General features: G+C 54.8%; 22 protein-coding genes. 17 read left to right on the top strand and 5 right to left on the bottom strand.

The window, feature by feature from the left end:
- Positions 1-9: 9 nt before the first annotated feature.
- Genes LB310_RS07775 through LB310_RS07755 form a run of 5 tightly spaced genes read right to left on the bottom strand, consistent with a single transcriptional unit; the run spans position 10 to position 5,548 of the window.
- Positions 10-1,290, bottom strand: a complete 1,281-nt coding sequence (locus tag LB310_RS07775; protein ID WP_278805312.1) for an aminotransferase class V-fold PLP-dependent enzyme — start codon at positions 1,288-1,290, stop codon at positions 10-12.
- Positions 1,287-1,850 carry a hypothetical protein gene (locus tag LB310_RS07770; protein WP_278805313.1) on the bottom strand — a complete coding sequence of 188 codons (564 nt, stop codon included), beginning with the start codon at positions 1,848-1,850 and terminating at the stop codon, positions 1,287-1,289. Before LB310_RS07770 ends, LB310_RS07775 begins: the two co-directional genes overlap by 4 nt.
- The gene (locus LB310_RS07765; protein ID WP_301154857.1) at positions 1,847-3,889 is read right to left on the bottom strand and encodes an aldehyde ferredoxin oxidoreductase N-terminal domain-containing protein; all 2,043 of its coding nucleotides are present in this window, start codon (positions 3,887-3,889) and stop codon (positions 1,847-1,849) included. The genes LB310_RS07770 and LB310_RS07765 overlap by 4 nt, the downstream gene beginning before the upstream one ends.
- Before the next feature lie 10 nt (positions 3,890-3,899).
- Positions 3,900-4,685: a 4Fe-4S dicluster domain-containing protein gene (locus LB310_RS07760; RefSeq protein ID WP_278805315.1), complete on the bottom strand. Its 786-nt coding sequence runs from the start codon at positions 4,683-4,685 to the stop codon at positions 3,900-3,902.
- 5 nt (positions 4,686-4,690) lie between these two features.
- A complete protein-coding gene (locus LB310_RS07755) occupies positions 4,691-5,548 on the bottom strand; it encodes a cytochrome b/b6 domain-containing protein (protein ID WP_301154856.1) in 858 nt (285 codons plus the stop codon).
- 761 nt (positions 5,549-6,309) lie between these two features.
- Here LB310_RS07755 and loaP (LB310_RS07750) point away from each other — a divergent pair.
- From loaP (LB310_RS07750) to LB310_RS07670, 17 genes are all read left to right on the top strand, one after another.
- Positions 6,310-6,828, top strand: a complete 519-nt coding sequence (gene loaP / locus LB310_RS07750; RefSeq protein ID WP_096226905.1) for an antiterminator LoaP — start codon at positions 6,310-6,312, stop codon at positions 6,826-6,828.
- 309 nt (positions 6,829-7,137) lie between these two features.
- Positions 7,138-7,647, top strand: coding sequence for an antiterminator LoaP (gene loaP, locus LB310_RS07745; RefSeq protein ID WP_096226904.1), 510 nt, complete (start codon positions 7,138-7,140; stop codon positions 7,645-7,647).
- A 27-nt stretch (positions 7,648-7,674) separates the two neighbouring features.
- Entirely contained in the window at positions 7,675-7,956 is a 282-nt protein-coding gene (locus LB310_RS07740; RefSeq protein WP_096226903.1) for a hypothetical protein, read from the top strand.
- Between the two features lie 2 nt (positions 7,957-7,958).
- On the top strand, positions 7,959-8,801 hold the full coding sequence (locus LB310_RS07735) for a sugar transferase (RefSeq protein WP_227153982.1): 843 nt from the start codon (positions 7,959-7,961) through the stop codon (positions 8,799-8,801).
- A gap of 9 nt (positions 8,802-8,810) precedes the next feature.
- Complete coding sequence (locus LB310_RS07730) at positions 8,811-10,157, top strand: sugar phosphate nucleotidyltransferase (protein ID WP_096226902.1); 1,347 nt, start codon at positions 8,811-8,813, stop codon at positions 10,155-10,157.
- Between the two features lie 30 nt (positions 10,158-10,187).
- Positions 10,188-11,561, top strand: coding sequence for a UDP-glucose/GDP-mannose dehydrogenase family protein (locus LB310_RS07725; RefSeq protein ID WP_301154855.1), 1,374 nt, complete (start codon positions 10,188-10,190; stop codon positions 11,559-11,561).
- A 12-nt stretch (positions 11,562-11,573) separates the two neighbouring features.
- Entirely contained in the window at positions 11,574-13,442 is a 1,869-nt protein-coding gene (locus LB310_RS07720; RefSeq protein ID WP_123649922.1) for an alginate lyase family protein, read from the top strand.
- A gap of 2 nt (positions 13,443-13,444) precedes the next feature.
- Positions 13,445-13,573, top strand: coding sequence for a hypothetical protein (locus LB310_RS07715; protein ID WP_301154854.1), 129 nt, complete (start codon positions 13,445-13,447; stop codon positions 13,571-13,573).
- A gap of 33 nt (positions 13,574-13,606) precedes the next feature.
- Positions 13,607-14,953: a phenylacetate--CoA ligase family protein gene (locus LB310_RS07710; protein WP_096226899.1), complete on the top strand. Its 1,347-nt coding sequence runs from the start codon at positions 13,607-13,609 to the stop codon at positions 14,951-14,953.
- Complete coding sequence (locus LB310_RS07705; protein ID WP_123674514.1) at positions 14,950-16,164, top strand: glycosyltransferase family 4 protein; 1,215 nt, start codon at positions 14,950-14,952, stop codon at positions 16,162-16,164. Before LB310_RS07710 ends, LB310_RS07705 begins: the two co-directional genes overlap by 4 nt.
- Before the next feature lie 2 nt (positions 16,165-16,166).
- On the top strand, positions 16,167-17,213 hold the full coding sequence (locus LB310_RS07700) for a glycosyltransferase family 4 protein (protein ID WP_096226897.1): 1,047 nt from the start codon (positions 16,167-16,169) through the stop codon (positions 17,211-17,213).
- Positions 17,214-17,228: 15 nt separating this feature from the next.
- Positions 17,229-18,548, top strand: a complete 1,320-nt coding sequence (locus tag LB310_RS07695) for a nucleotide sugar dehydrogenase (RefSeq protein WP_096226896.1) — start codon at positions 17,229-17,231, stop codon at positions 18,546-18,548.
- Positions 18,549-18,583: 35 nt separating this feature from the next.
- Positions 18,584-19,039: a serine O-acetyltransferase gene (locus tag LB310_RS07690; RefSeq protein ID WP_096226895.1), complete on the top strand. Its 456-nt coding sequence runs from the start codon at positions 18,584-18,586 to the stop codon at positions 19,037-19,039.
- On the top strand, positions 19,039-19,794 hold the full coding sequence (locus tag LB310_RS07685) for a hypothetical protein (RefSeq protein WP_096226894.1): 756 nt from the start codon (positions 19,039-19,041) through the stop codon (positions 19,792-19,794). Before LB310_RS07690 ends, LB310_RS07685 begins: the two co-directional genes overlap by 1 nt.
- Before the next feature lie 32 nt (positions 19,795-19,826).
- Positions 19,827-20,936 (top strand): glycosyltransferase, encoded by a 1,110-nt coding sequence (locus LB310_RS07680; RefSeq protein ID WP_157780531.1) that lies wholly within the window; start codon positions 19,827-19,829, stop codon positions 20,934-20,936.
- Positions 20,933-22,231, top strand: coding sequence for an O-antigen ligase (locus LB310_RS07675; RefSeq protein ID WP_096226892.1), 1,299 nt, complete (start codon positions 20,933-20,935; stop codon positions 22,229-22,231). The genes LB310_RS07680 and LB310_RS07675 overlap by 4 nt, the downstream gene beginning before the upstream one ends.
- On the top strand, positions 22,228-23,649 hold the full coding sequence (locus tag LB310_RS07670; protein WP_301154853.1) for a lipopolysaccharide biosynthesis protein: 1,422 nt from the start codon (positions 22,228-22,230) through the stop codon (positions 23,647-23,649). The genes LB310_RS07675 and LB310_RS07670 overlap by 4 nt, the downstream gene beginning before the upstream one ends.
- Positions 23,650-24,064 lie beyond the last annotated feature (415 nt).

The following is a 24,064-nucleotide window of genomic DNA, read 5'->3' as shown; positions in this document are numbered from 1 at the left end:
CTTCCCTCCCTACAGCATCGCCGCCGCCATGAGGCGCGCCGCGTCCTGGCGCGCCGCCTCCACGGCCTCGAGGAAGCGGTCGACGTCGTGCTCGGAGGTGTAGACGCCGGTGCTGGCGCGGCAGACGGCCTCCGCGCCCAGGTGGCGCACCAGGGGCTGGGCGCAGTGGGCGCCCGAGCGCACCGCCACGTTGCGCCGGTCCAGGGCGTGCGCCGCCAGGTCGGCGCCCACGCCGTGCACGTTGAAAGCCACGATGCCGCAGCGCCCCTCCGCCCCGCCCGGTCCGGGGCCGTAGAGGCGCGCCGACGGGATGGCCGCCAGGCCGTCGGCCATGCGGCGGGCGAGCGTCTCGCCGTGGGCGTGCACAGCCTCCATGTCCAGGTCCTCCAGAAAGCGCGCCGCGGCGGCCATCCCGATGGCGCCCGCGGCGTTCGGCGTGCCCGCCTCGAGACCTGCGGGGAAGCCCTTGAACGTGAAACCCTGCTCGAACACGGCCTCCACCATGCCGCCTCCGCGCAGGAGCGGCTCGAGCGCGGAGGCGGCACCGCGCCGGGCGTACAGCGCCCCCGTGCCCATCGGGCCGTACATCTTGTGGCCCGAGAACGCCGCGAAGTCCGCGCCGAGCGCGTGCAGGTCGACGGGCAGGTGGGCAACGCTCTGGGCGCAGTCGAGCACGACGAGCGCGCCTGCATCGTGCGCGGCGCGCACGATGCGCTCCACCGGCTGCACGCAGCCGAGCACGTTCGACACGTGCGACACGGCAACTATGCGCGTGCGCGGACCTATGACGCGGTCGATCTCGTCGTCGGGGATGCGCCCTTGCCGGTCGGGCACGATATGGCGCACTTTCGCCCCTGCGATCCGTGCTACCGTGAGCCACGGCACGAGGTTGCTGTGGTGCTCCAGAAGCGACACGGCAACCTCGTCGCCTGGGTGCAGCAGCCCCGCCAGGCCGTAGGCCAGCTGGTTGAGGGCGCACGTCGTCCCGCTCGTGAACGCAATCTCGTCGGCGTCGGCGCCCACGAGGCGGGCCACATCGTGCCGCGCAGCCTCGAGGGCCTCCGTTGCCGCCGTGCCCAAGCGGTGCGCCCCGCGGTGGGGGTTCGCGTTGGCCGTGCGGTAAAAGGCGTCGAGGGCCTCCAGCACGCAGGAAGGCTTCTGCGTCGTGGCGGCGCTGTCCAGGTACACGAGGCCGCCGTCCCCGGCGGCCTCGTGCGCGAGCAAGGGGAAGTCCTCCGGCGCGGCGAGCGCGCCGGAGGATGGCGACGGATGCGCGCCCTCCCGCGTCATAGCGATGCCGCGCCTTCGCCAAGGGGTGCCCTGTCGTGCTCGTCGCCCTCGGCGCCGCCCCCGGCTCCCTCTAACGCCCCGTACTGCACCATGCGCAGCGCGAGCAGCCGCTGTACGCCTTGCAGTCGGTCGTGGTACGGGTCCTCCGCCGGGCATTCCTCGGCCAGCGCGTCGGCCAGCGCCTCGTCGCCCACCGTTCCGCGCACCCATGCGGCGAACGCATCCACGTCGATGAGCTTGATGATCTGGTCCGACGCCTTGCCGATGTTCGCCTGGTCGCGATCGAGCAGAAACACGGCGGCGCTCTTCAGGTTGTAAAGGTACAGGTCGGACCCGCCTTTCGAGGGCACCATGCGTCCCGCCACGAAGTGCTCTCCCCAGGAGAGCTCCCGCAGCGCACGCTCGGCCTGCGCGCCGTCGGGCATCGGGAAGCGCCGGCATGCCTCGGCCAAACCGGGAATCTCCTCGAGCATCGCGCCGTCGTCCCCGGGCGGGAAGGGAGCGGCGACGTCCGCTCCCTCTTCTCCGACGGCGCGCTCGGCGACGTCCGCCCCGCTCACGATCCCAGCTTCCCGGCGGCCTCGAGCGCGTCGGCGGCGAAGCCCAGCCCCAACGTCTCCAGGCCGGCCCGCGTCGGGCGCCCGGTGGATTCCTCGAAGCCCTCGTGCACGTAGAACCGCGACTTGAAGTCCTCGAACTTCTCGCGGTCGAGCGTGCGGCCCTGGCACAGCGAATAGCTCCACGTCCCGTTTTCGCACACCACGAGCGGGAAGGGCTTCGTGGTCTTCACGTCGTACACGTAGTTCGCGAACACCTCCTGGTCGCGGTGGCGTCCCTCGAGCGCCCAGATGGCGCGGTCGAGCACCCAGAACTTGTGCCCCAGCTCGATGCTCTCCTCGTAGGAGAGGTCGCGGCCGGTGACGGCCTGGAAGAACTTCACCTCGTACTCGGGCGTGGCGCCGTAGGTCGAGCCCGTCTCGGCGGTGTGCTTGCGGCTGACGAAGTTCGGCCACACCCAGTCGCACATGCCGAGCGACTGCAGCCAGAAACGCCCGTAGGCCCGGTTCCAGTGGATCTCGCGCACGCGCGCGTCGGTGTAGATGCCCTCCTCGCTCCAGTCGAAGCACAGCGGGTCGCCCAGGCCGGACTGGTCGGCCAGCTGCTTGGCCATGTTCTCGGCCGACACGGGCGGCTCGGCGCCGGTGAGCACCGCCATGATGGAGGTGTTGTACACCGCGTTGTGCACGCCGTGCTCGTTGATGTCGCGCTCGCTGAAGATGCTGCCGTAGCTCCACTCCACTTCGGCTCGCGGCTCGTTGTGCTCGCAGTAGCCCCAGTTCGGGCGTGCGAGCAGGCCCGAGGACGTGTCCTCGTCCCACCGCCCCCACTTCTGCGCGGCGCGCGCGATGCCCTCGGCCAGATCGTCGCCGATCTCGCGGCGGTAGGCGATGCGCATCAGCAGCTCCTCGATGAACGCGTAGGTCCCGTACTTCTCGAAGGGCAGGTCGGTGTCGATGTCCTTGCCCTTGCCCATGACGCCCATCTTGTACAGGTTATGCAAGTACACGGGCATGTCGATCTCGTAGCCGTTCAGGCCCAGCTTCGACAGCAGGCTGTAGGCGGCCAGCTGCTCGTCGATCTTGCCCGAGTCGGTGAAGTAGAGGCCGGCCGAGCAGGTCAGCTCGTTGCCCACGCCGCCGGGGTAGAGGTTGCGGCAGTTCTTGAAGCACCCGCGGCAGCCCTCGGCGCGCGACACCGTGGGGCTCGTGTCCAGCACGGTGGATGCGGCTCCCGGGCTGCCCGGCGCGCCCGGCACCTTGCCGGCGTCGATGTCGTAGCCGAACTTCTGCTGCACCTCGAGGCGCAGGCGCACGAGCGCGGCGGGGTCGGCGATGGGGATGCTCTTAGAGCCGATGAAGCTCATGGCCTTCAGGTTCTTCGCGCCGAACACCGCGCCGAAGCCGCTCTGGCCCGTCACGTGTCCGGCGTCGTGCACGATGCACGACACGCGCGCGAGGTTCTCGCCGGCCGGCCCGATGCAGATGACGGAGGGGCGCTGCGTCGTGCGCCCGCCGTCGCGGCTGCCCGTGAGCTCGTACCACGAGCCTTGCGGCGTGCCGTGCGTCACCTCGTCCCAGATGCGCTCCTGGCACTCGAAGGCGTCGAGGCCCCAGAGATCGGTGGCATCGTTGAACGTCACCTGGTCGTTCACCACGCTGATCCATATGGGCGCGTCGGCCTTGCCGCGCACGACGCAGGCGTCGTAGCCCGCTTCCTTCATCATGCCGGCCAGGCGGCCGCCCATGCTGGAGCGGTTGTACCATTCGGGCAGCGAGAACGGGCTGATGCCCGTGAACTCGCAGCGCGCCGACGCGGCCGGGACCACGGCGCCCGAGAACGGCGTGGTGGCGAACACGAGCACGTTCTTCGGGTCGACGGCTTCCACGGTCTTGTCCTCGCAGTAGTCCCAGAACAGCTTCGAGGCCATCCCGTGGCCGCCCACCCATTCGATATAGGGGTCGGTGTCGATGGTCTCGGACGTCCGGTCGTCCAGGTTCACGATGAGTATCTTGCCGGCGTAGCCGTAGTGTTCGGTCATGGTGCTCCTCCTACTTCTCGTTCGATCCGGCTGCCGCCTGGGCCGCCGTGCCTCCGGCGCCGTACCCGAGCCGGGCCGGCGGGATGCGCGCCTCGTCGTCGCTCGGCAGGCCTATCTCCAGGTAATGGTCGTTGCGCAGGTTGGCCGTGTAGCCCTCGTCGGTCTGCACCGGCAGCTCGTTCGTGAAGCTGATGGCCTTCATGGGGCAGATCTCCACGCACAGCTGCTTGCCGCCGACGCCGCCCGCCTCGTCCCAGTAGGGCGTGTTCTTGCACAGGTCGCACTTCTGCGCGTGCTTGTCCTCGAAGTTCCACTGCACGCGCGACGGCGTGAAGGGGCACGCCTCCACGCAGCGCTCGCAGCCGATGCACTTGCCCTCGTCCACCAGACGCACGCCCGTGTCCGGATCGGCATGCATGGCGCCCACGGGGCAGGCTTCCACGCAGGAGGGATAGGGGCACTGGCGGCACTGGTTCTGCTGCACGTCGTTCATGGGGAAGCTGCCCAGGGCGTTCTTCATCACCTGTATGCGCGAAAGCGAGGTGTTGATGCGTCCCAGGTGCGAGAGCGAGCATGCGATGACGCAGGTCTCGCAGCCGGCGCACTTCTTCGCGTCGACCAGCAGGTAGCCTTGGCTCGCCTCGATGGCGTACACGTCGTCGGGCAAGAGCAGCGCCGTTATGCCGCCGCCCAGCACCACGCCGATGCCCAGCCCGCCGATGCCGGCGAGGAACTGGCGCCGCGAAAGGCCGCTCTTCCTCTGCGCGCCTGCCGCGCGCTCGTTCGTATCTGCCATCTCTCTCATCTCCTTTGAGACCCGGGCGTACCCGTTGCGGGCGCCGCGGTCATCGTCGTGTCGGGGGCTGTCGCGGGCGCGGTTCCTTCGCAGGAGCCCTCGCCGGCAGCGCGCTCGTCATGCTCGCGCTGCAACCGATCGAGCCATCCCCGGTGCTCCTTCTCGGCCTCGGAAAGCGGCATCCAGCCCGTGAACATGGAGGGGAAGGTCTTCCAGGAGAACGGCGCGATGACGGCGAAGAACACATGGGCTGCCAGGAACACCAGCATGAGGGCGGCGGCGATGTCGTGGATCCAGAACATGACGTTCATCAGGCCGTCGGGCAGTGCGAGGAACACGTGAGCCGCCGCTTTGAACAGGCCGCTGACCACCAGCAGCACGGCCGTGACCACGGCCATGACGTAGGCGGCCTTCTCGCTTTCGAAGTACTTGTCCTCGGGCGGCATCGTGAACTTCTTGATGCCCACGAGCAGGCTGTAGTGACGGACGGTGTAGGACACGACGTTCTTCGTGGGCAGGTGCTCGCGCAGGCGCCACCGAGACACAATCGTGTTGCCCAGGTAGTAGAACGTCCCGAACAGGAACACGACCGCGGCCACGAAGTGCACGTTCTGCCAGACAATGGCCGCCGGGCCGTCATCGACGAACGCGGGGGTGAACCGCAGGCCCAAGATGATGCCCGAGACGAGGCAGACGGTCGTGCCTGCGGCATGGGCCCAATGGGAGATGCGCGCGGGAGCGTCGTGGCGAAATACCCGGTCGCCGGATAAGAAGGGGTCTGTCCTCTTGGTGAACGCGGAGAGGAGCAGACCGAGGAACGGCGCCAGGGCGACGAGCCAGGGCGCTTGGTCGAACCAAGGCATGAGGCTTCCTTTCGACGTGCTTCGCCCGGCCCCTTGGGGCTTGGCGAAAATCGGTGCTGGGGGGGGGGGTCTAATCGCGCCGGAGGAGGCGCACGACGCGATTAGACCTTGTAGGAGGTGAGCACGAGCGGAGCCATGGGGACTCCCTTCCTGTCGCGGATTTTCCGTTGCTCGCGAGCTGGCACTTCATAATGCCATGGTTCTAAGATACCGTTGACGACCTGTTGCCTGGAAGAGTCGACGGCGGATGGCTCTGCGTCGCTGCGCGAGCGGAAGGACCGTGAAGCCAGCGGCATCCCCATGCCGGCGAGCGGAAGGCGGCCCGGCGGTCTTTTCCGCGCCCTTACTGCTCCCGGCTGTGGTTACTGTGCGAAATGAATGCGAAAGCAGCAGGGGGAGGGGGTGTTTTCTAATTGCTAGATCGTTTATGCTCTGTTACCATCTTGATGCGGAACACGAATGATCCTGTGCGCTTCGGCGCTTCGACGTTTACCAGATAGGTTCGAGACATGAGCGTGGCGACTCCCACAAAAGACTCGCTCGATGGACGCATCTTTGCGCCCGCGGATCGCTCTGCCCTCATGCCCGCGGCTGCCCCTGCCGCCGAAGCCGATCGCCTAAAAATGCCCCACGGGGGGGGGCGCTCTGAAAGAGGGTGCCGCGAGCGGCGCATCGAACCCGGCCGGCTAAGCCGGCGCACCTCCGAACTTCCCACAACCTCATCGATTGACGCCGCGGGCGAGGCAGCCCGCGGCGTTCGCATGCCCGCGTCCGTGGGCTGGCACGTGCTGCAGGTGGTCCCCGGCCAGGAGCAGTCCATGGCGGAGCGCGCGGCGAGCCTCGTGGGCCCGGAGCTTCTGAGCGCGTGCTTTCCCTTGCGCTATGAGCTGCTCAAGAAGCAGCAGGGCGCGTGGCGCCTTGTGACCGAGGTCATGTTCCCCGGCTACGTGTTCCTGGCCACGGGCGACATCGACGCCGTGCGCGAGCGCCTGAAGCTGTCCACCTCCTTCGCACGCCTTCTGGGCGCGGGCGACGCCATCTTCTCCCTCACGCCCGAGGAGGCGGCCTTCGTCTCCGAGTTCGGGGGTGCGGGGCATGTGGTGGGCATGTCCGAGGGCGTGATAGAGGACGGGCGCACCGTGGTGCGCAGCGGCCCCTTGCGGGGGAGGGAGGACCTCATCCGCAAGATCGACCGGCACAAGCGGGTGGCGTTTCTGGACGTGGGGCTGCTCGACCAGGTGCGGGTGCGGGTGGGGCTCGAGATCACCAGGAAGACGTGACGATTGGGGCTCCGCTGCTAGCAGGAGCCTGACCTGCGGCAAGGCAGCTTTTTGCAGGGAGGCCGGTCCTGGCGCCGACGGCGCCGCACCGATCTCCCTGCAGGAAACTGCAGGCGCCTCGCAAGGGGCGCGAACCTTTTCGACATACCTTGATGCGCGAAAACGATGCCACGTGTGCGTTTCGGCCAGCCTCTTGGGAATGAATAGCCGTCGCGAAGCTTGAAGCGGTATGCCCCGCGCCCGAGAGGGCCAAGGGGCGAAGCCGTGGCCTCGCGCAGTCGACCCGAGATGGCGCGAGGAGGTGTGCGTATGTGGTATGTGGTTCAAACGATGGCCGGGCGGGAGTTCGCCGTCCAGCGCCAGATCGAGCAGTTCGCGAGCGACGATGTGCTCGACGAATGCTTCGTCCCCCAGTACGAGGTGCAGAAGCACCTGCGCGGCGAGTGGCGCACCTGCACCGCCGTGCTGTTCCCCGGCTACCTGATCGTGGTGAGCGACCATATTGCCGAGCTGCAGGCGCAGCTGAAGCAGATCCCCCAGTTCGCGAGCGTCTTGAACAACGACGGCACGTTCATTCCCCTGGAACCGCACGAGGTGGCTTGGATCGACGCCTTCACCGAGAAGGAGCACCGCGTGATCGGCATGTCGGAAGGCGTGATAGAAGGCGACCAGATAGTCGTCCTGAAGGGCCCGCTGGTGAACCGCACCGGCTGGATCAGGAAGATCAACCGCCGCAAACGCACCGCGTATTTGGAGATAGAGATGTTCGGCAGGACGATCCAGACCAAGATCGGCCTGGGAATAGTACGGAAGCGATAAGGACAGGGATGGCCCGGTAGGGCGAACATGGAAGACGTGCTTGACAACGAAATAGAGATGGATGAGGTGCTGGAGATGGGGTCGGGTGCTATCGGGTACGATGAGGCGATCGAGAGCCCCGTCCCACGAGGTGCCCTTAAGGTGCTGCTGCCCGGCGACGACGTCATGGGGCTCGAGGAGCACAAGGTGGGTGGCGGGCCGGACTACCGCTGCCACCGTGCTGTGTCTTCCTCCCGGCGAACGGATGGTGTTCGCTATCCGGCTTTCGGCGCCATGGACTACTTGGGCCGTCGACAGACGGTGACGTAGGCATGAGCGAAGCGCAAACTGCCGCGAGCATGGATGGCGGAGGGGCTATTAAGCTTTCCGAAGCTGACTTGGACAAAGAAGAAACGCAGGAGGCTGCCGTCGAAGGCGAATGGAGCTATCACCGCGGTTACGCCTTTGACGTGGGAGCCGAGGAAACTGCTAGCCCTAGCAGCGCTGCACGCGCCAAGAGGATCCGCGCGGAGATCGGCGACGAGCCACTGACGGGCATCGAGAGCCGACCGGTCTACTGTGCTATCAAGCGCGCCTTCGACATCGTTTTCAGCGCCGCCGTGCTGATCTGCTTCTGCTGGCTGTTTGCCATTATTGCCATCGTTATCAAGATCGATGATCCGAAGGGCCCGGTGCTGTTCAAACAGGAACGTGTAGGGAAGGACGGCAAGACCTTCACCATGCACAAGTTCCGCACTATGTGCGTGGATGCGGAGGATAAACTGCCGGAGTTGCAAGCCCTCAATGAAAAGGATGGCCCAGTCTTCAAGATTGCCCGGGATCCCCGCAACACTCGCGTGGGACGTGTTCTGAGAAAGGCCTCACTTGACGAAACCATCCAATTTTTCGATGTTTTAACTGGGAAAATGTCCATCGTAGGCCCGCGTCCGGCTTTGCCGAAGGAAGTGGCAACATACGACGACTATCAACGCCAACGTTTGCTGGTGAAGCCGGGCATCACCTGCTATTGGCAGACCCGTCGCAACCGCGACACCGTCACTTTTGACGAATGGATCGACCTTGACCTGCTCTACATCAAGAAGTGCAGTGTCTGGAGCGACTTTAAACTCATTATTCAGACCGTCGGCGTCGTGCTGACAATGCAGGGAAGCTAGCGGTATGTAATGCAAATAATCCTTCTCTCCGGTGGATCGGGAACACGTCTCTGGCCGCTCTCCAACAACTCCAGAAGCAAGCAGTTTCTTAAAGTCCTGCGCAACTCCAATGGTAAATCGGAGTCTATGGTGCAGCGTACATACAGGAAGATTTCCTCTGTCGCTCCGACGGCAAAAATCACTATCGCTACGTGCGCCACCCAGGTGCAGTCAATCGCGATGCAGCTCGAAGACAGCTGCGATGTGGTAGTCGAGCCCGAGCGTAGGGATACGGCGTCCGCTATCATGCTTGCTTGTGCGAACCTGGCTTACAGAAAAGGCGTTTCGCCAGATGAGACCGTAGTCGTAATGCCTATTGATACCTACGCGGATGATGGCTACTACGCAACTCTCTTAAAACTTGATTTTACGGTACAACAAGACGTCGCTGAACTTACGCTTATGGGCGTGAAGCCTAGTTTTCCTTCAACGAAGTACGGTTACATCGTTCCGACCACTTCAAAAGACGCTGTGCAGAAGGTATCCACTTTTCAGGAAAAGCCGGCTAAGGAGATGGCGCAGGAGCTTATCGAAAAAGGCGCTCTGTGGAACTGCGGCGTGTTTGCTTTCAAGTTGCGGTACATGGTGGACATATTGTCCGTATATACCGATATCAAAGACTTTGATGAGCTTGTTGCCCATTACTCAGACTTGCCCAAGAATTCCTTCGACTATGAGGTGGTCGAGAAGGCTGAATCGGTAGCTGTGGTTCCTTGTGACGCCAGCTGGAAAGACTTGGGCACCTGGAATACCTTGTCTGAGGAGATGGCCGACAACTATTCTGGCCGTGCGGTTATCGATGAGAAAACCTGCGAAAAACTGCACGTGATTAATGAAACCGGGTTGCCGTTAGTCGTAGCTGGCATCAGCGATGCTGTGGTTATTGCAACGCATGACGGAATTCTTGTTTCGGGTAAGCAGGAAAGCGCCTACATAAAGAAACAGGTTGAAGAAGCTGCCGCCAGTCGTCCGATGTACGAGAGCCGCCGTTGGGGCGAATATAGAGTTATAGACGTCGGCCTATACCCAGACGGCAATAAGGCTCTGACAAAAGAGTTGATCATTGGTGCTGGAAAGCAGCTGAGCTATCAGCTTCATGAGCACCGAAGCGAAATATGGACCATTGTGAGCGGTAGCGGGCAAGTGGTTTTAGACGACGTTGTTGCAGATGCGAAATGCGGCGACGTGATTCAAGTCGCTAAAGGAGTCAAGCATTCAGTGAGAGCTTTCAGGGATCTGCACGTGATAGAAGTGCAGCTCGGCGATGTCCTTGAAGAGGAAGACATCCGGCGATTTGGGAATTACTGGGACGATTAGCCGCTAGGCCGGTTTTGAAAGGAAGCGTAAATGAACATTAGCATTTTCGGTCTAGGCTATGTTGGCTGCGTGGGAGCAGCTTGTTGCGCAAAGCTGGGACACCACGTTATTGGCACGGATCCTGTTGAGAACAAAGTGAACCTTATCAACGAAGGTCGCGCCACCATAATCGAGGCTGAAATCGATGACTTGGTGAAAGAGGCGCACGAAGCCGGCAGGCTGGAAGCTACCACTGACGCTGACTATGCCGTTGTTAACAGTGACATATCCTTCATTGCCGTGGGAACACCTTCAACGCCGCAAGGCCACTTGAAACTCGACTACATCTTTGAAACTGCGCGGCAGATCGGTGAGGCGATTGCGAAGAAGGACGATTTTCATGTGGTCGCAATCCGTTCAACTGTGCTGCCGGGAACCAACGCCAATGTGGCTCGAATCATCGAGGAAGCTTCCGGCAAGAAGGAAGGCTCCGGCTTTGCGATGGTCTCCAACCCTGAATTCCTCCGCGAAGGAACGGCCGTCAAGGATTATCTGAATCCGCCCCTGAGCCTTGTGGGCACCGCTAGCCCTAAGGCTGAGCAAATGATGCGCGAGCTTTACAAGGACATTCCCGCTGAATTTATTACTACCGACGTTCCTGTGGCAGAAATCATGAAGTATGTGAACAACACATACCACGGCCTGAAAATCGTCTTTGCGAACGAGGTTGGCAATATATGCAAAGCTTTGGACATCGACTCCCATAAGGTCATGGAGATCTTCTGCAAGGACGAGCAGCTCAACATCAGCCCCTGTTATTTCAAGCCGGGCTTTGCCTACGGCGGCAGCTGCCTTCCCAAGGATTCTAAGGCCCTGCGTACCTTGGCACACGACAACTATATTGACGTCCCAGTGATAAATGCCATCAACCCGTCAAATGAGCTCCAGAAGCAGCGGGCTTTGAAAATCATTGAGTCCAAGGGCCGTCGCAAAGTCGGCATCCTGGGCCTCAGCTTCAAGAGCGGCACAGACGATCTGCGTTGCAGCCCAATCGTCGATGTTATCGAAGGCTTGCTGGGCAAGGGATACCAGGTAAGCATCTACGATAGGAACGTGAAGGTTTCCAGCGACACCAACACGAACAAAGACTTCATCATGTCCAAGATTCCCTTCATGTATGAGTTCGTGACCGATGACCTCGATGCCGTTTGTTCTGGATCGGACGTTCTGGTCGTAACCAACAAAGAAAAGGAATTCTCTGACATCCCTCAGCAGTATCCTGGCAAAGCCATCGTTGACTTGGCTCGTATGTGGGACAGCTTGGACTATGAAGGCAACTATGAAGGCATTAGCTGGGGCAACATCAACAGCAACGCCTCCCAAGCCGAAGTCATTGAAGCTGATATGGCAAAGACCGAGTTCTAGGGACTTTACGACGTGGTAGGCATCAAATGGTTGGTAAATAGGCTGAAGGCGATGAGTCCTGCTGAAATTGCATGGAGGCTTCAGCAAAAGAGCCTGCAGAACAAAGAGAAGAGGCGATTCGCAGATTCGCGCGTAAGCGCCTGCGGCGAAGTGCTTTCTTCCAAGTATGTCAGCCTCAAGTTTTATGCCGCGGCGCTCCATCTGAATTTGGAGAATACTAGCTATGGCTTGAATGAGGATATCAACCTGCTGGGGTTTAAATACGAGGACTTCAAGGGCAAATGGCATGCTGGCTTCCAGACGGAGAACGAATGGCCACAGCAATTCGCCTATTCGCTGGAATACAGGCAGCGAGACGAAATAGGCGACGCAAGAACGAACTGGGAATTGAACAGGCACTTCCAGTTCGCCATTCTCGCAAAGAACTACAGGGCCTCGGGGGACGAGCGATATCTTCATGATTTGAAAGACCAGCTTAACGATTGGGATAAGCAGAACCCTTTCCTGGTTGGCATCAGCTGGACAAGTGTTATGGAGCTGGCGATCAGGGCGATCAATTGGATGTACACCTTGGCGTTCCTGGAGGATGTGGACGAGCTAGAGCTGAAGAGAAAGCTTGCGGTCGGCGCAATCAACATGGTCGACCACATCGAGCAGCATAGGAGCCGATTCAGCTCTGCGAACAATCACCTGCTGGTAGAGGCTGCCGCTATAGGCATCGCTGGGTTCGCATTTTCGTATAAGCCGTGGGTGACGTTGGCCATTGAGATATTGACGGAGGAGCTCGAGCGCCAGAACTACGGCGATGGCGTCAATAAGGAGCTCAGTCTTCACTATCAGGTTTTCGCGATGGAGGCCTACGCCCTTGTCGGCAATCTGCTTCTTAAAAACGGAGGGTCCATCCCAGTCGAATGGGCTTCCATGCTGAAGAAGCAGTGTCGCTACGTGTCGGACTGCCGCGGGGCTTTTGGCGAAGTGGTCGTTTTTGGAGACGACGACGAGGGAAAAATCCTGGATCTGGTTGGAAAAGGAGCAGACCGGTATGCCTACATCCTCCAGTTCATGAGCACGCTGCTCGACGAGCGCTATGACGCGATGGAGCAAACCGATGAAACCCTGCATTGGCTTTTCGATGAGAGCGAGATTGGTGGGGCTAAGCGTAAACCGCTCTACGACAACGCCCATAATGCCTGCTACAGGGAGGGCGGCAACACCATTCTCAAGAGTCGCGACGGGCGCATTCTTATAGGAATCGACCATGCTGCCTTGGGCTTTGGAAGCATTGCCGCTCACGGTCATGCAGACGCCCTGAGCTTTCAAATGTTTGTAGATGGGAGTCCGGTCTTCATCGACCCTGGCACATATATCTACCATTGCAATCTGCCCATGCGCAACAGCTTGCGCAAAACGTCAAACCACAACACTGTCTGTGCTGACGGAAAAGACCAGTCGGAAATGCTCGGCGCCTTTCTGTGGGGCCGAAAGGCAAACTGCAAGTTGTTGAGTTACGAGGAGAGAGACGACGGTGGCGTCGAACTCGTTGCAGAGCACGATGGCTATGCGCCGTTGGTTCACCGCCGTACCTTTGAGTTTGACGGGCGGCGATTCCTGGCGATCCGAGATGAATTATTTAATGATGCAGGTGATGGCTTTTGTGGGGATGCGATTTTTGCTTGTCCTGAATCTCTTGTTTTAAGCAGGGGGGAAGGAGGGATTGCATTTAAGTTGGGTGATGTGAGCGGGCAAATCGAATCTTCTGGTATCGATCCGTCAGTTGAAAAAGCATCATTTTCTGCAAATTATGGAGTTCTTCAGCCTGGAAAGAAAATTAAATACCGCTTTTCGGGAATTTTGAAATCAACCATAAGGGTGAGTAGTTAAGTATGGCTAATTATTTCCAGTCACTTGAAAAGCGAGCAACCACTCTTCCAGGCATGACTGCCGTTTCAATGCTGTTTGATGCTGCCAAAGTTGCAGGATTGTGTTACGAAGACCTCTCTGCCTATCTATGATTGCCCTCGCCATCGGCTCGGAGGACGAAATTAATGAATAGCGAAAAACTTAAGAACATGTATGAAAATATGCCCAAGGGCATAAAGCATTTGCTGGCCCCATTGTTCGTGCAGGCAATGATTGGAAACCCTCACTATAAAGAGATGCATAAAAGACTCGAGGACTTTGACTGCATGTCTGAGGAGGATCAGCTGGCAATTCAATTTAGAGAATTGAAGAAGCAGTGTGTCTATGCGTACCAGCACACGGAGTATTACAAGGAGCTTTTCGACAGTATCGGATTCAACCCAAAAGACATGTCTTCGTTCGAAGGTTTTGAAAAAGTCCCTCTCATTGACAAATTTATAGCTCAAGAACAGGGAAATAAGCTCTACTCCGATGAAGATATTGATTGTTATGAGGGGCATACATCGGGAAGCACAGGAAAGGTGTTTCGGGTATTGCTCGATCGGGCGTCAATCTATCGCGAGCGTGCCGTGGTTTGCCATTTTATGGAGAAGTTTGGCTACGACGCACGACGAACCAGAACCCTTGCTCTCTGGGGTCATAACAAGGACTCCGATTACTATTATTCGCCTTTGAAAAACGAGATTGTGATTTCGCCGTTTAGGCTTTTCAAGAGCGAAGAATTCGATTCTGTTTGGGGGATCATAGAAGCCTATTCTCCTGAAGTTGTGGCAGGTTATCCCTCTGCTATTTCGGTTCTCTGTGATTTGATCAGGAGAAACAAGAAAAAGCTAGATTTAAAGTTCGTCCTCTTTTACGGAGAAGGTTCGTCAGAGTCTGACCGAAGGCAAGTCGAAGAGGTGCTTCATTGCCCATGCATTACCTACTACGGCCATACCGAGAGATGTGCGTTCCTGGAGAGAGACAGGGATGGCTATAGAATTAATCGACTATACGGATACACCGAGCTGCTCCCAACCGATGAATCGGATGTGTTTAGGATTGTGTCCACGGGTTTTCTGAGCAAGAAAATGCCTCTGGTAAGGTATGCGACTGATGATTATGTCGTAATTGATAAGAATGGCCATATGGAGGTTCGTGGTCATACGACGTCGGAAGCTAGAATCATTGCAAAGAATGGCGCACGCATATACAAGGGAACAGTTTCACCGCATTCCGGCCCCTTTGAAAAGGTGCGCTTGTATCAGTATGTTCAAGATCGCCCAGGCCATGTGTTCTTAGACGTGGTCATGGACGAGCCTTTTGCGGAAGAGGACCGCGATACTCTGGCCGCCTATTTTGAAAGAAAATGCGAAGGCCTCCTAGACATTGAAATTCGTGAAGTCGAGGAGTTGCGAACAAACAAGCGTGGAAAATACGCATGGCTTATTGATGAAATCGATTACTCGAAATACCCGGAGTTCAAAAAGTGAGTGAGCAAAATCGAAAAATTCTAATCATTGTTGAAAACCTTCCCGTTCCTTTTGACACCCGTGTTTGGCAGGAAGCGACGACGCTTGCGGCCAATGGCTACGAAGTTAGTGTGATTTGCCCGAAAGGAAAAGGCGCAACAGCTGAGATGGAAGAGTTAGAAGGTGTTCATATTTACCGGCATGACCTCCCTGAGGCCAATGGCGTTGTCGGGTACGTGCGGGAATACTACGGCGCTCTTAAGGCTCAGCGTGAGCTTGCGGAGATTGTCTATCGGGAACACGGGTTTGACGTCATTCATGGTTGCAACCCGCCCGATGATATCTATATGGTTGCCAAGAAGTTCAAGAGCCGTGGCGTTGACTATGTATTTGATCATCACGACATCTGCCCCGAACTCTTCGAGGCCAAATTCGGAAAAAAAGAAGAGCTTGGCCTTGTAAAAAAGATGCTGTACAAGAGTCAGACCTATCTGGAAAAAAAGACGTACCAGAACGCAAAATTTGCATTTGTGACCAATGAGAGTTACCGGAGCATCGCCATTGAGCGTGGAGGAATGGATCCGAATCGCATAATCGTATTGCGCAGCGGCCCGAAACTTGAGCGCATGCGTATTCAACCTAGCGACGAGAGCATCAAGCGTGGCAAGAAGTATATGGTCGGCTACCTGGGTGTTATCGGGCAACAGGAGGGGATCGAATATCTCTTGGAAGCCGCGAAGATTATCAAGAAAGCCCGAAATGACGTGTTCTGGGGGATTGTGGGAGGCGGGCCGCATCTGGATGCGCTGCGTAAGATGTCGTCCGACATGGGGCTTGACGATTGTGTTGAGTTCACCGGCAGGGTGAGCGATGAAGATTTGCTCCGTTACCTGAACACAGCAGATATTTGCGTGAACAGCGACGAGTTCAATCCTATGAACGACAAGTCGACCATGAATAAGATTTTAGAGTACATGGCACTTGCGAAGCCGATCGTCCAGTTTGATTTGACCGAAGGTCGGTTTAGCGCTCAGGATGCAAGCCTCTATGCTGAGCCCAACAACCCTGCGAACATGGCAGAGAAGGTCGTCAAGCTCTTGGAGGATCCAGAGCGTCGCAAGACCATGGGCGAATACGGCCGCAACCGGGTTGTGAACGAACTTAGCTGGGGGCATACCAGTCAAGCGCTGCTCGACGGTTATGAGCGCTATTTTGCGGGGGAATTTGATTAGAGATGAAACAAGTTCTCCTTTTGTCGAACAAAGTGCTGCATTATCGAGTCAAGGTCTACAATGACCTCGCGCCGATACTTGAAGAACACGGTTATGCTCTTAGCGTTGCCGGAGATTCGTTTCAGGATGACGTCAATCCTATTAGGTTCGATTGCGTAAAACTTGAATCGCTGAAGGACTGGAAAGCGGCCATTGATGCCAAGAAGCCCGAAGCAGTGATTTTGTTTTTACACCTCAAAGATGGAATCCTGTTTGATGTGATTAGCTACTGCAAAAAACATCAGATAAAGGTCATCTATTGGAACCATGGCATAAACATTGCCGATCCAAATAACATCGTCAAGAACGCAGCATTTCATAGGGTTCATTCAAAGTGCGATGCCCTTATAACGTATATGCCCTGCATGCGGAAGCATTTTAAGAAAAAGAACCAGCACAAGCTTTTTATTGCTCCCAATACGCTAAGTTTTTCTGGAATTGATAGATCCCAGTACGACAACCATGCTCTGAGGGCAAAATACGGCATATCGCAGTCGTTTGTCGTTTTGTTCGTGGCTAGAATCAATCAGAATCGAAGGTTGGAGCTCCTTACAGAGGGGCTAAAGGAATTTCCTCAAATAGGCCTAGTTGTTGCGGGGCCTGGTATGTCCGATGACGTATTAGCCTCCGTGAACTCCCATGAAAATTTTTATTATTTTGGAGAACGCTATGGCGATGAAGTTTGCGAGCTGTTCGCGTTGGCGGATGTTTTTAGCGTTCCCGGATCAGCTGGACTTGCCGTAAACGAGGCCATGTTTTGGGGCTTGCCCTTTTTTATGTTAAGCGAAGGTGTTCACGGGCCCGAAAAAGAGTATGTCGTTGATGGGGAAAATGGGGTTGTGGCGAAAAACGAGAACCAGCTCATTTCCGAACTAGTTGGCCTTTCCGTTGATCGTGAAAGGCTCGGCAAGATGTCCGAAAGCTGCAAGGATACTTTCGCCAAAGAAATGAGCATCGGCGCTATGGCGTCTGGCTTTATTGAGGCGCTGGATTATTGCTTCAATTCTTGATAGGAGGGAACGAGTGTGAGCGTTTATGAGCAGTTGGTGCAAGGGCAGACAAAGTTATCCCTTATCGGTTTGGGCTATGTGGGCATGCCTATCGCCGTTGAGTTCTCCAAACATGTTCAGGTGGTTGGCTACGACATCAATTCACGGAAGATCAACCAGTACGAAAATGGCATTGATGTGACAAACGAGGTTGGATCCGAAGCGCTGAGGGAGTGCAAGGTCGAGTTTACGGATGATCCTGAGAGACTCAAAGAGGCCTTGTTCCACATCATTGCTGTTCCCACGCCCATCAATTTGGACAAAACACCCGATTTGACGCCAGTTGTCGGTGCGTGTGAGACACTTGGGCCAAGGTTGATGCCTGGCTCTGTTGTTGTTTTCGAGTCGACGGTCTATCCGGGCGTCACCGAAGATGTTTGTGTTCCGATTTTGGAAAGAGAGTCGGGCCTGAAATGTGGCATTGATTTCAAAGTTGGTTACTCTCCCGAGAGGATCAACCCGGGCGACCGGGTGCATACCTTGACGACGATCCGTAAGATAGTTTCCGGTATGGACGCGGAGTCTCTTGAGGACATCAAGAATGTCTATAACATTGTTATAGCGGCTGGCACCTATCCTGTTTCAACCATTAAGACCGCTGAGGCAATTAAAGTTGTTGAAAACAGCCAGAGAGATATCAATATTGCCTTCATGAACGAACTGGCAATGGTTTTTGATCGCATGGGCATTGACACCAATGAGGTAATTGACGGAATGAATACCAAATGGAATGCCTTGGGATTCAGACCGGGTCTCGTCGGTGGCCACTGCATAGGTATTGATCCTTATTACTTTACATACGAGGCGGAGAAACTGGGCTATCATTCTCAGATTATCCTTGCTGGCCGCAAGGTGAATGACGATATGGGCGGTTTCGTTGCGGATGCGATAATCAAGCAGCTTGTGCGAGCTGGAAAAGCTCCGAAGGATGCGCGAATAGTGATCATGGGGCTTACCTTCAAAGAGAACTGTCCGGATATCAGAAACACAAAGGTAGTCGACATTATTGCGGGTCTTGCCGACTACGGCGTTGTTCCGACGGTGGTGGATCCATGGGCTGACAAGGAAGAGGCTAGGCGTTTCTACAATGTCGACTTGATGGATTTTGAGGCGGTTCAGGCCGACTGCGTGGTCCTTGCTGTTGCTCATGAACAATTCAAACAGAAGTCTGTTGAAGAGTGGGATGCTTTGTTTAGCCAAGCTGTTCCTGTCGAGCAGCGAGTCGTCATTGATGTGAAGGGACTTATTAATCCCAACGAAGCGGCTGCTTTGGGTTGGTCGCTGTGGCGACTGTAATTGGCGAATGAAGCCTCCGATAGTTAGGTAGTGGCATGAGCACATATGGTATGTATAAAGCATCTCGATGGTTCTATCTGCGGCATATTCCTTTTTTTCCTAAAATTTTAAAGGGCGTCAATTACTTGTTTCATAGTTGCGTGGTGCCATATGACTGCGAGATTGGCGAGGGCAGCAAGTTCCTATACGGCGGTTTAGGGACGGTCGTTGTAAGGAACGCAAAAATTGGAAAACATGTGCTAATAGGCACGAATGTGACAATAGGGGGGCGCTCCAATAAGCCGGGAGCGCCTGTCATTGGCAACAATGTTTACATTGCCACCGGCTCAAAGGTTCTTGGCGAAGTAACCATTTCTGATAACGTTATTATTGGAGCAAACGCAGTGGTCATCCATGACGTGCCCAGCAATTGCTCTGTCGCTGGCGTTCCTGCGAGGATTATCAAGGAAAATATTAACGTGAACGAATATTGCAGCTTGGGGAGATATTAATGATTACATTCGGCATTCCCCTTAGAAGTGCAAAGGCGTCAAGCGACTGGGAAAAGGTTCAGATGTTTTTCAACAGAACCTTGTGGTCGGTATACAACCAGACCGATCCTGATTTCAGGGTTATAGTGGCTTGTCATGAAAAGCCGCATCTTGCGCATTCCTATGATGAGAGAGTTGAGTTTATTGAGGTAGATGCGTCAATTCCCGGAGACCCCGATGCGATGATGAGGGATAAAGGCTATAAGGTTCATGAGATCGCCATGAGGGTGCGTGCGTTAGGTGGCGGTTTCGTTATGCTTGTCGACGCAGACGATATTCAGAGCAACAGGATTGCTGGATTTGCGAACTCTCATCAATCATCGAATGGGTTCTATGCAAAAAATGGCTATTTCTACCACGTTGGCAATGGCTTCGTGAAGTCTGGCTCTCATTTTCCAAATGGAAGTTCAACGATAGTGAAATACTCCGCTGAAGATTTGCCTGAAAAGCATTACGAACCGTTGACCTCGTCTAATAACCTTAATCCGCACATTATTCGTAAGAGGCACGGCGATATCCCTCGCATTTGCAAAGAACTCGGACGCCCGCTCGAACCTCTTCCTTTTAAAGCGAGCATATATGTTCGCGACACGGGGGACAATCACTCTCTGATGGGTCGAGGATATTCAAAAGTACGGCTTGTGGAGCAAGCTTTCCGGCGAAAAATTCCTCTGTCGGAAATATCGGACGAGTTTTCAATCGAGTGGTCTGATTAGGGTTTGGAAACGGGTCTTCAATGAAGATTTTAATGATCGATCACATGCTTCCGGGAAATTCTTATTCAGCTGAACTTTGCATGGCGCTCGGCTCCAAGGCCAGAGTTTTCCTTGCAACTTCGCATGATATGAAGAGCTCTGATTTAGAAGTTAAGTGCGAGAGGCTGTATCCGATTTTGTTCAACACTTCTCATGGAAATCGAAGCGTGCTCTCTTACATCGAATACTTGATAGGGCTCGTTCGCCTTACAGTCAATATCGCCTTAAACAGTTATGATGTCGTGCACATTCAGACGTTTAAGAAATATGCGATCGAGATGCCCCTTTACGCGGCATTGAAAAAAATCGGCTTGATTGGAACGATGGCCTTTACGGTGCATAACGTTGTGCAGCATGAGGCACAAGCCGGCGAGGCCGAGGCGTATGGCCGCTTCTATGAAAAATGTGATGTGCTTGTAGTTCATAATGGTCTAAGTAAGGCAGAGTTAGAGCAATCGCTTTCAAGCAAGGCCCCTGCGGCTACGATTATGCCTCACGGCTGTTACTCGAAAAGGCCAGCCAAAAAGGCCGAGAAGCGAGATCCAGTTTGTTTTCTTTCTCTGGGAGTGATGAGAAAAAACAAAGGTATCGATATCCTGCTCCAAGCCGCGGCCTTGTTGGAGCCTTCTTACAGAAAACGCTGTCGAATCGTGATCGCCGGCGCGAAAGATAAAAACAATTCCACAGACTACTTAGAGCTATCGAGACAGCTCTCCGTGGAATCGTTCGTTTTGGTGAGGCCGGGTTTCGTTGAAGAAAATGATTTAGAAAATCTGCATCAGGAAGCCGATTACTGCGTTTTTCCCTACTTGAATATTTACGGCAGCGGAGCCTTGCTAATGGCATATTCCTATAAAAAGCCAGTGATTGCCAGTGATATTCCGGCATTTGTGGAGGAAACGGATTCTGGAAGAACTGGCTACTTGTTTCGTTCTGGGGATGTTGAGTCACTGGCTGAGGTAATTCGAAAATCGATCAATGCTTGTGACGACGAATACGAGAACCGCGTAAAGGCGGTTGAAGAGCTGAGGCTTGAAAAATATAACTGGGATAAGTCTAGCGATATACTAATCGATTCATACAAAAAGGTGCTATTCCGATGAGTGCCGCAGATCTACATATCATAGAGCTTAGAACGAAAAAAGGGAAAGGGGCGGGGTTCAGATGTTTATTGCTGACCGTCGTGCTCGTCCGCCTTTTCGGGGTTCCTGGAACGTTGGATAGGCTCATTGGCGGTATGGTGACAAGTCCACTTACCGCTCTTGTTTATGCGATGATGGCAGCATATGTTACTTGGCATTTTTTGGTTAATGGCGCCATTTTGAAAACGAAAATTACCTTCCCCTTTTTTAGCGTCGTGCTGTTTTTTCTCTGCATTGGGATATCGTCTTTTATCAGCCAATATGTTCCTAGCTCTGGTTTGTGGAATGTTGCTCGGCTTGCGCTGTTGGCTCTATTCGCCTTTTCTGTGGCCGATTCGTTCAACCTTGAAAACCTGCTCAAATCTGTGTTTATTGCAGTTGCGATAGTCTTCCTCTGCTGCTCTCTTGCTTTTTTTCTGCCAGGCTATGGGTTTGTCGATTATGAAACAACGAGAGCCTTTACGGGAATATGGACAACGAAAAATGTCTGCGCGGGTTTTATCGCATTCTGTATTCTGTTTTTACTCGGACTGCTGGTCTATTTGCCACAGGACAAGAGTCTAACGCTATCTATTCCGCGGTGGATTCTTGTATTGATGCTTCTAGGCTTTGGGGGAATGCTCTTGTCGGCAGATGCGCTTGGTGGATTAATTTGCACAGTTGTGCCAGCGGCTTTCGTCGTTTTGGATAGGAGGGGAGTCCTTTCTCTAAAACGAAAAGGGACTTTCTGGGTTCTTCTCAGCGTGGGTTTTCTTTTGTTTGCCACGGCGATACTTCCGCTATTTTCTGACGTGCTAGCGATTTGGGGCAAAACCTCAGATCTCACAGGGAGAACAACAATATGGAAATCTATTTCGCAGCTCGTTCTTGAAACATCACCGTTGTTCGGCTTTGGATATGGTGATTTTTGGTCTGAAGAGAGTCCGGTCTATTTCTTAATAAAATCTGTCTATGCTGCGAATGGTTTGGGGGCTGTGCATACGGGGTCGCATAATGCGATTGTCGAATTACTGCTGATGTTCGGGCTGACAGGCGTATTGTCATATCTTCTGATGCTTGCTGTAGTGTTTGACAAATCGCGGTATGCTAAAAATCAAATGCAAAACCAATTGATCAGTGCATTTCTTGCGTACTTTATGCTCTATTGCTTAGCGGAGCGGTCGTTGTCCTACATAGGTCTTCAGACGTTCGTCTTGTTCCTGTGCATCGCTGTGATTCTTGCCTCGTTCAACGCGGAAAGAGAAAACCCACAATGACGGCGCTGCCTCAGGAAAACCAAGGAATAAAGAAAAATCTTGCCTATGCGTTTAGCGCGCAAGGTGTTGCTCTCCTGTCGAGTATCTTGATGTCTCTGATTGTCCCCAAAATCCTTGCGGTGGAGGAATATGCATATTGGCAGTCTTTTTTGCTGTACGCAGGGTATTCTGGGTGCCTTCTTGTCGGGATTAACGACGGCTTGTATTTGCGTATTGGTGGTCAACGTTACGGGGACCTTGATCACGCCGGGATAAAAGCGCAAATGGTTCTGGTGCTAATCCTGGAATTCTTCTTTTCGGCGCTTTTGATTGCCTTTGCCTTGCTTGCTAGGTTGAGTGCCCAGTTTTGTCTGATTGCCGCCGCTTTGTCCATATACACAATTGTCGTGAATCTGGCCAACTACCTTTCCTATGTTTTTCAGGCGGTCAATCTAACGCAAATTTTCTCGAAAGCGGCAATTATTACCAAGGCCTCCTTTTTCATAATGATTGTGGCGGCCCTAGTTCTCGGTGCAGGTGATTATCGTGTCATAGTAGCTTTCTACATTGTGAGCCAGTGTTTTTCGACGGTGTATCTGTTGTATAGCGGTCGTCAAATACTGCAGGCTCGTTTTTCGTTTTCCGGAAAAAATCGTGATGTGCTTCATGCAACCAAGATCGATATAGGCGCTGGCATGAAAATCATGATTTCCTACTATGCAGGTACTTTTATTATCGGTTTTGGTAGGATGCTTATCGAGCCAAACTGGGATTTAGCGACGTTTGGCTATTACTCTTTTGCCGTGTCCCTTGTTTCTTTTGTCATTTCATTTGCCGGTCAGGTTTCTATGGTGCTGTTCCCGCATATAAAAAGAGCTTCGAAAGAAGCCCAAAAAGAAAACTTTGTCAAAATCCGAAGCATCCTTGCGCTTTTTTTACCCATTGCATACGTGCTTTATTTTCCGTGTTGCATATTCTGTGAGTTTTGGCTTCCTCAGTATAGCCAATCGCTAATATATTTAGGACTCTTGTTTCCCATCTGCATTTTTGATTGCAGAATGAGCATGCTGTGCGTTCCGTATTTTAAGGCTCTTCGAAAGGAAAGCAAACTACTCATTGCAAATGTTGTTGCAATGTGTGTCAGCGTTGTGTTGTCCTTTTTTTCGGTCTTCTTGTTCCACAACCTTGTGCTGCTGGCCGTTTCGATGCTGTCAGGAATAGTTACAAGAAACCTTATCTCAGAATTTAATCTGGCGCGATCGTTTGGACTAAACTTATTCCCCCATTCCATTAGAGAGCTCTTATTGGCTATTTGCTTTATTTTCGTTGTCATGATCGACGGCGGCTGGAGCTACGTTTTTGGTTCGATCGCATTGGTCGTTTATTACTTTTTCGAATGCTTCTCGTTGAAGAAAACCAGGGAGAAAGGTGGAATGTAGTTCTACCGTTGTGATTCTAAGGCAAGTGTTCTGCTGCTTTTGAACGAAGCGAAAGGCAGCGCACGCTGCCGGTAGATATTGGCCTATATGCCCTGTGCAAATCATACCTTAGAGGGGTGGTTCATGATTGTGGTTTTGACGCCTATTGGTTGATTGAAAAACTTGGGACTTCAAGAACGATAGAATTAGAGTTAACATGATCCTGCACTGTGGAATTAGCCACGGTGGGGGAACATTGTCGTAAACATCCATCGATGGATGTTTACGAAATCTCCATCAGCTAGGCTAATGGTGCTGACAAGCAGCGCGGCGAGGCTCATGGATGCGTTCCTTTCGTCTAAGGCGATTGTGCCGCAGATGAAGATTGCTTTACGGGCTTGGCCCGAAAGGCGGCTACCGTTTCGCGATGAAGCGG

The organism is Gordonibacter sp. RACS_AR49, from assembly GCF_030418435.1.
Taxonomy (GTDB): Bacteria; Actinomycetota; Coriobacteriia; order Coriobacteriales; family Eggerthellaceae; genus Gordonibacter; species Gordonibacter urolithinfaciens.
Note: the sequence above shows the minus strand (reverse complement) of the source record. Positions and strands in the feature narration are given on the sequence as shown.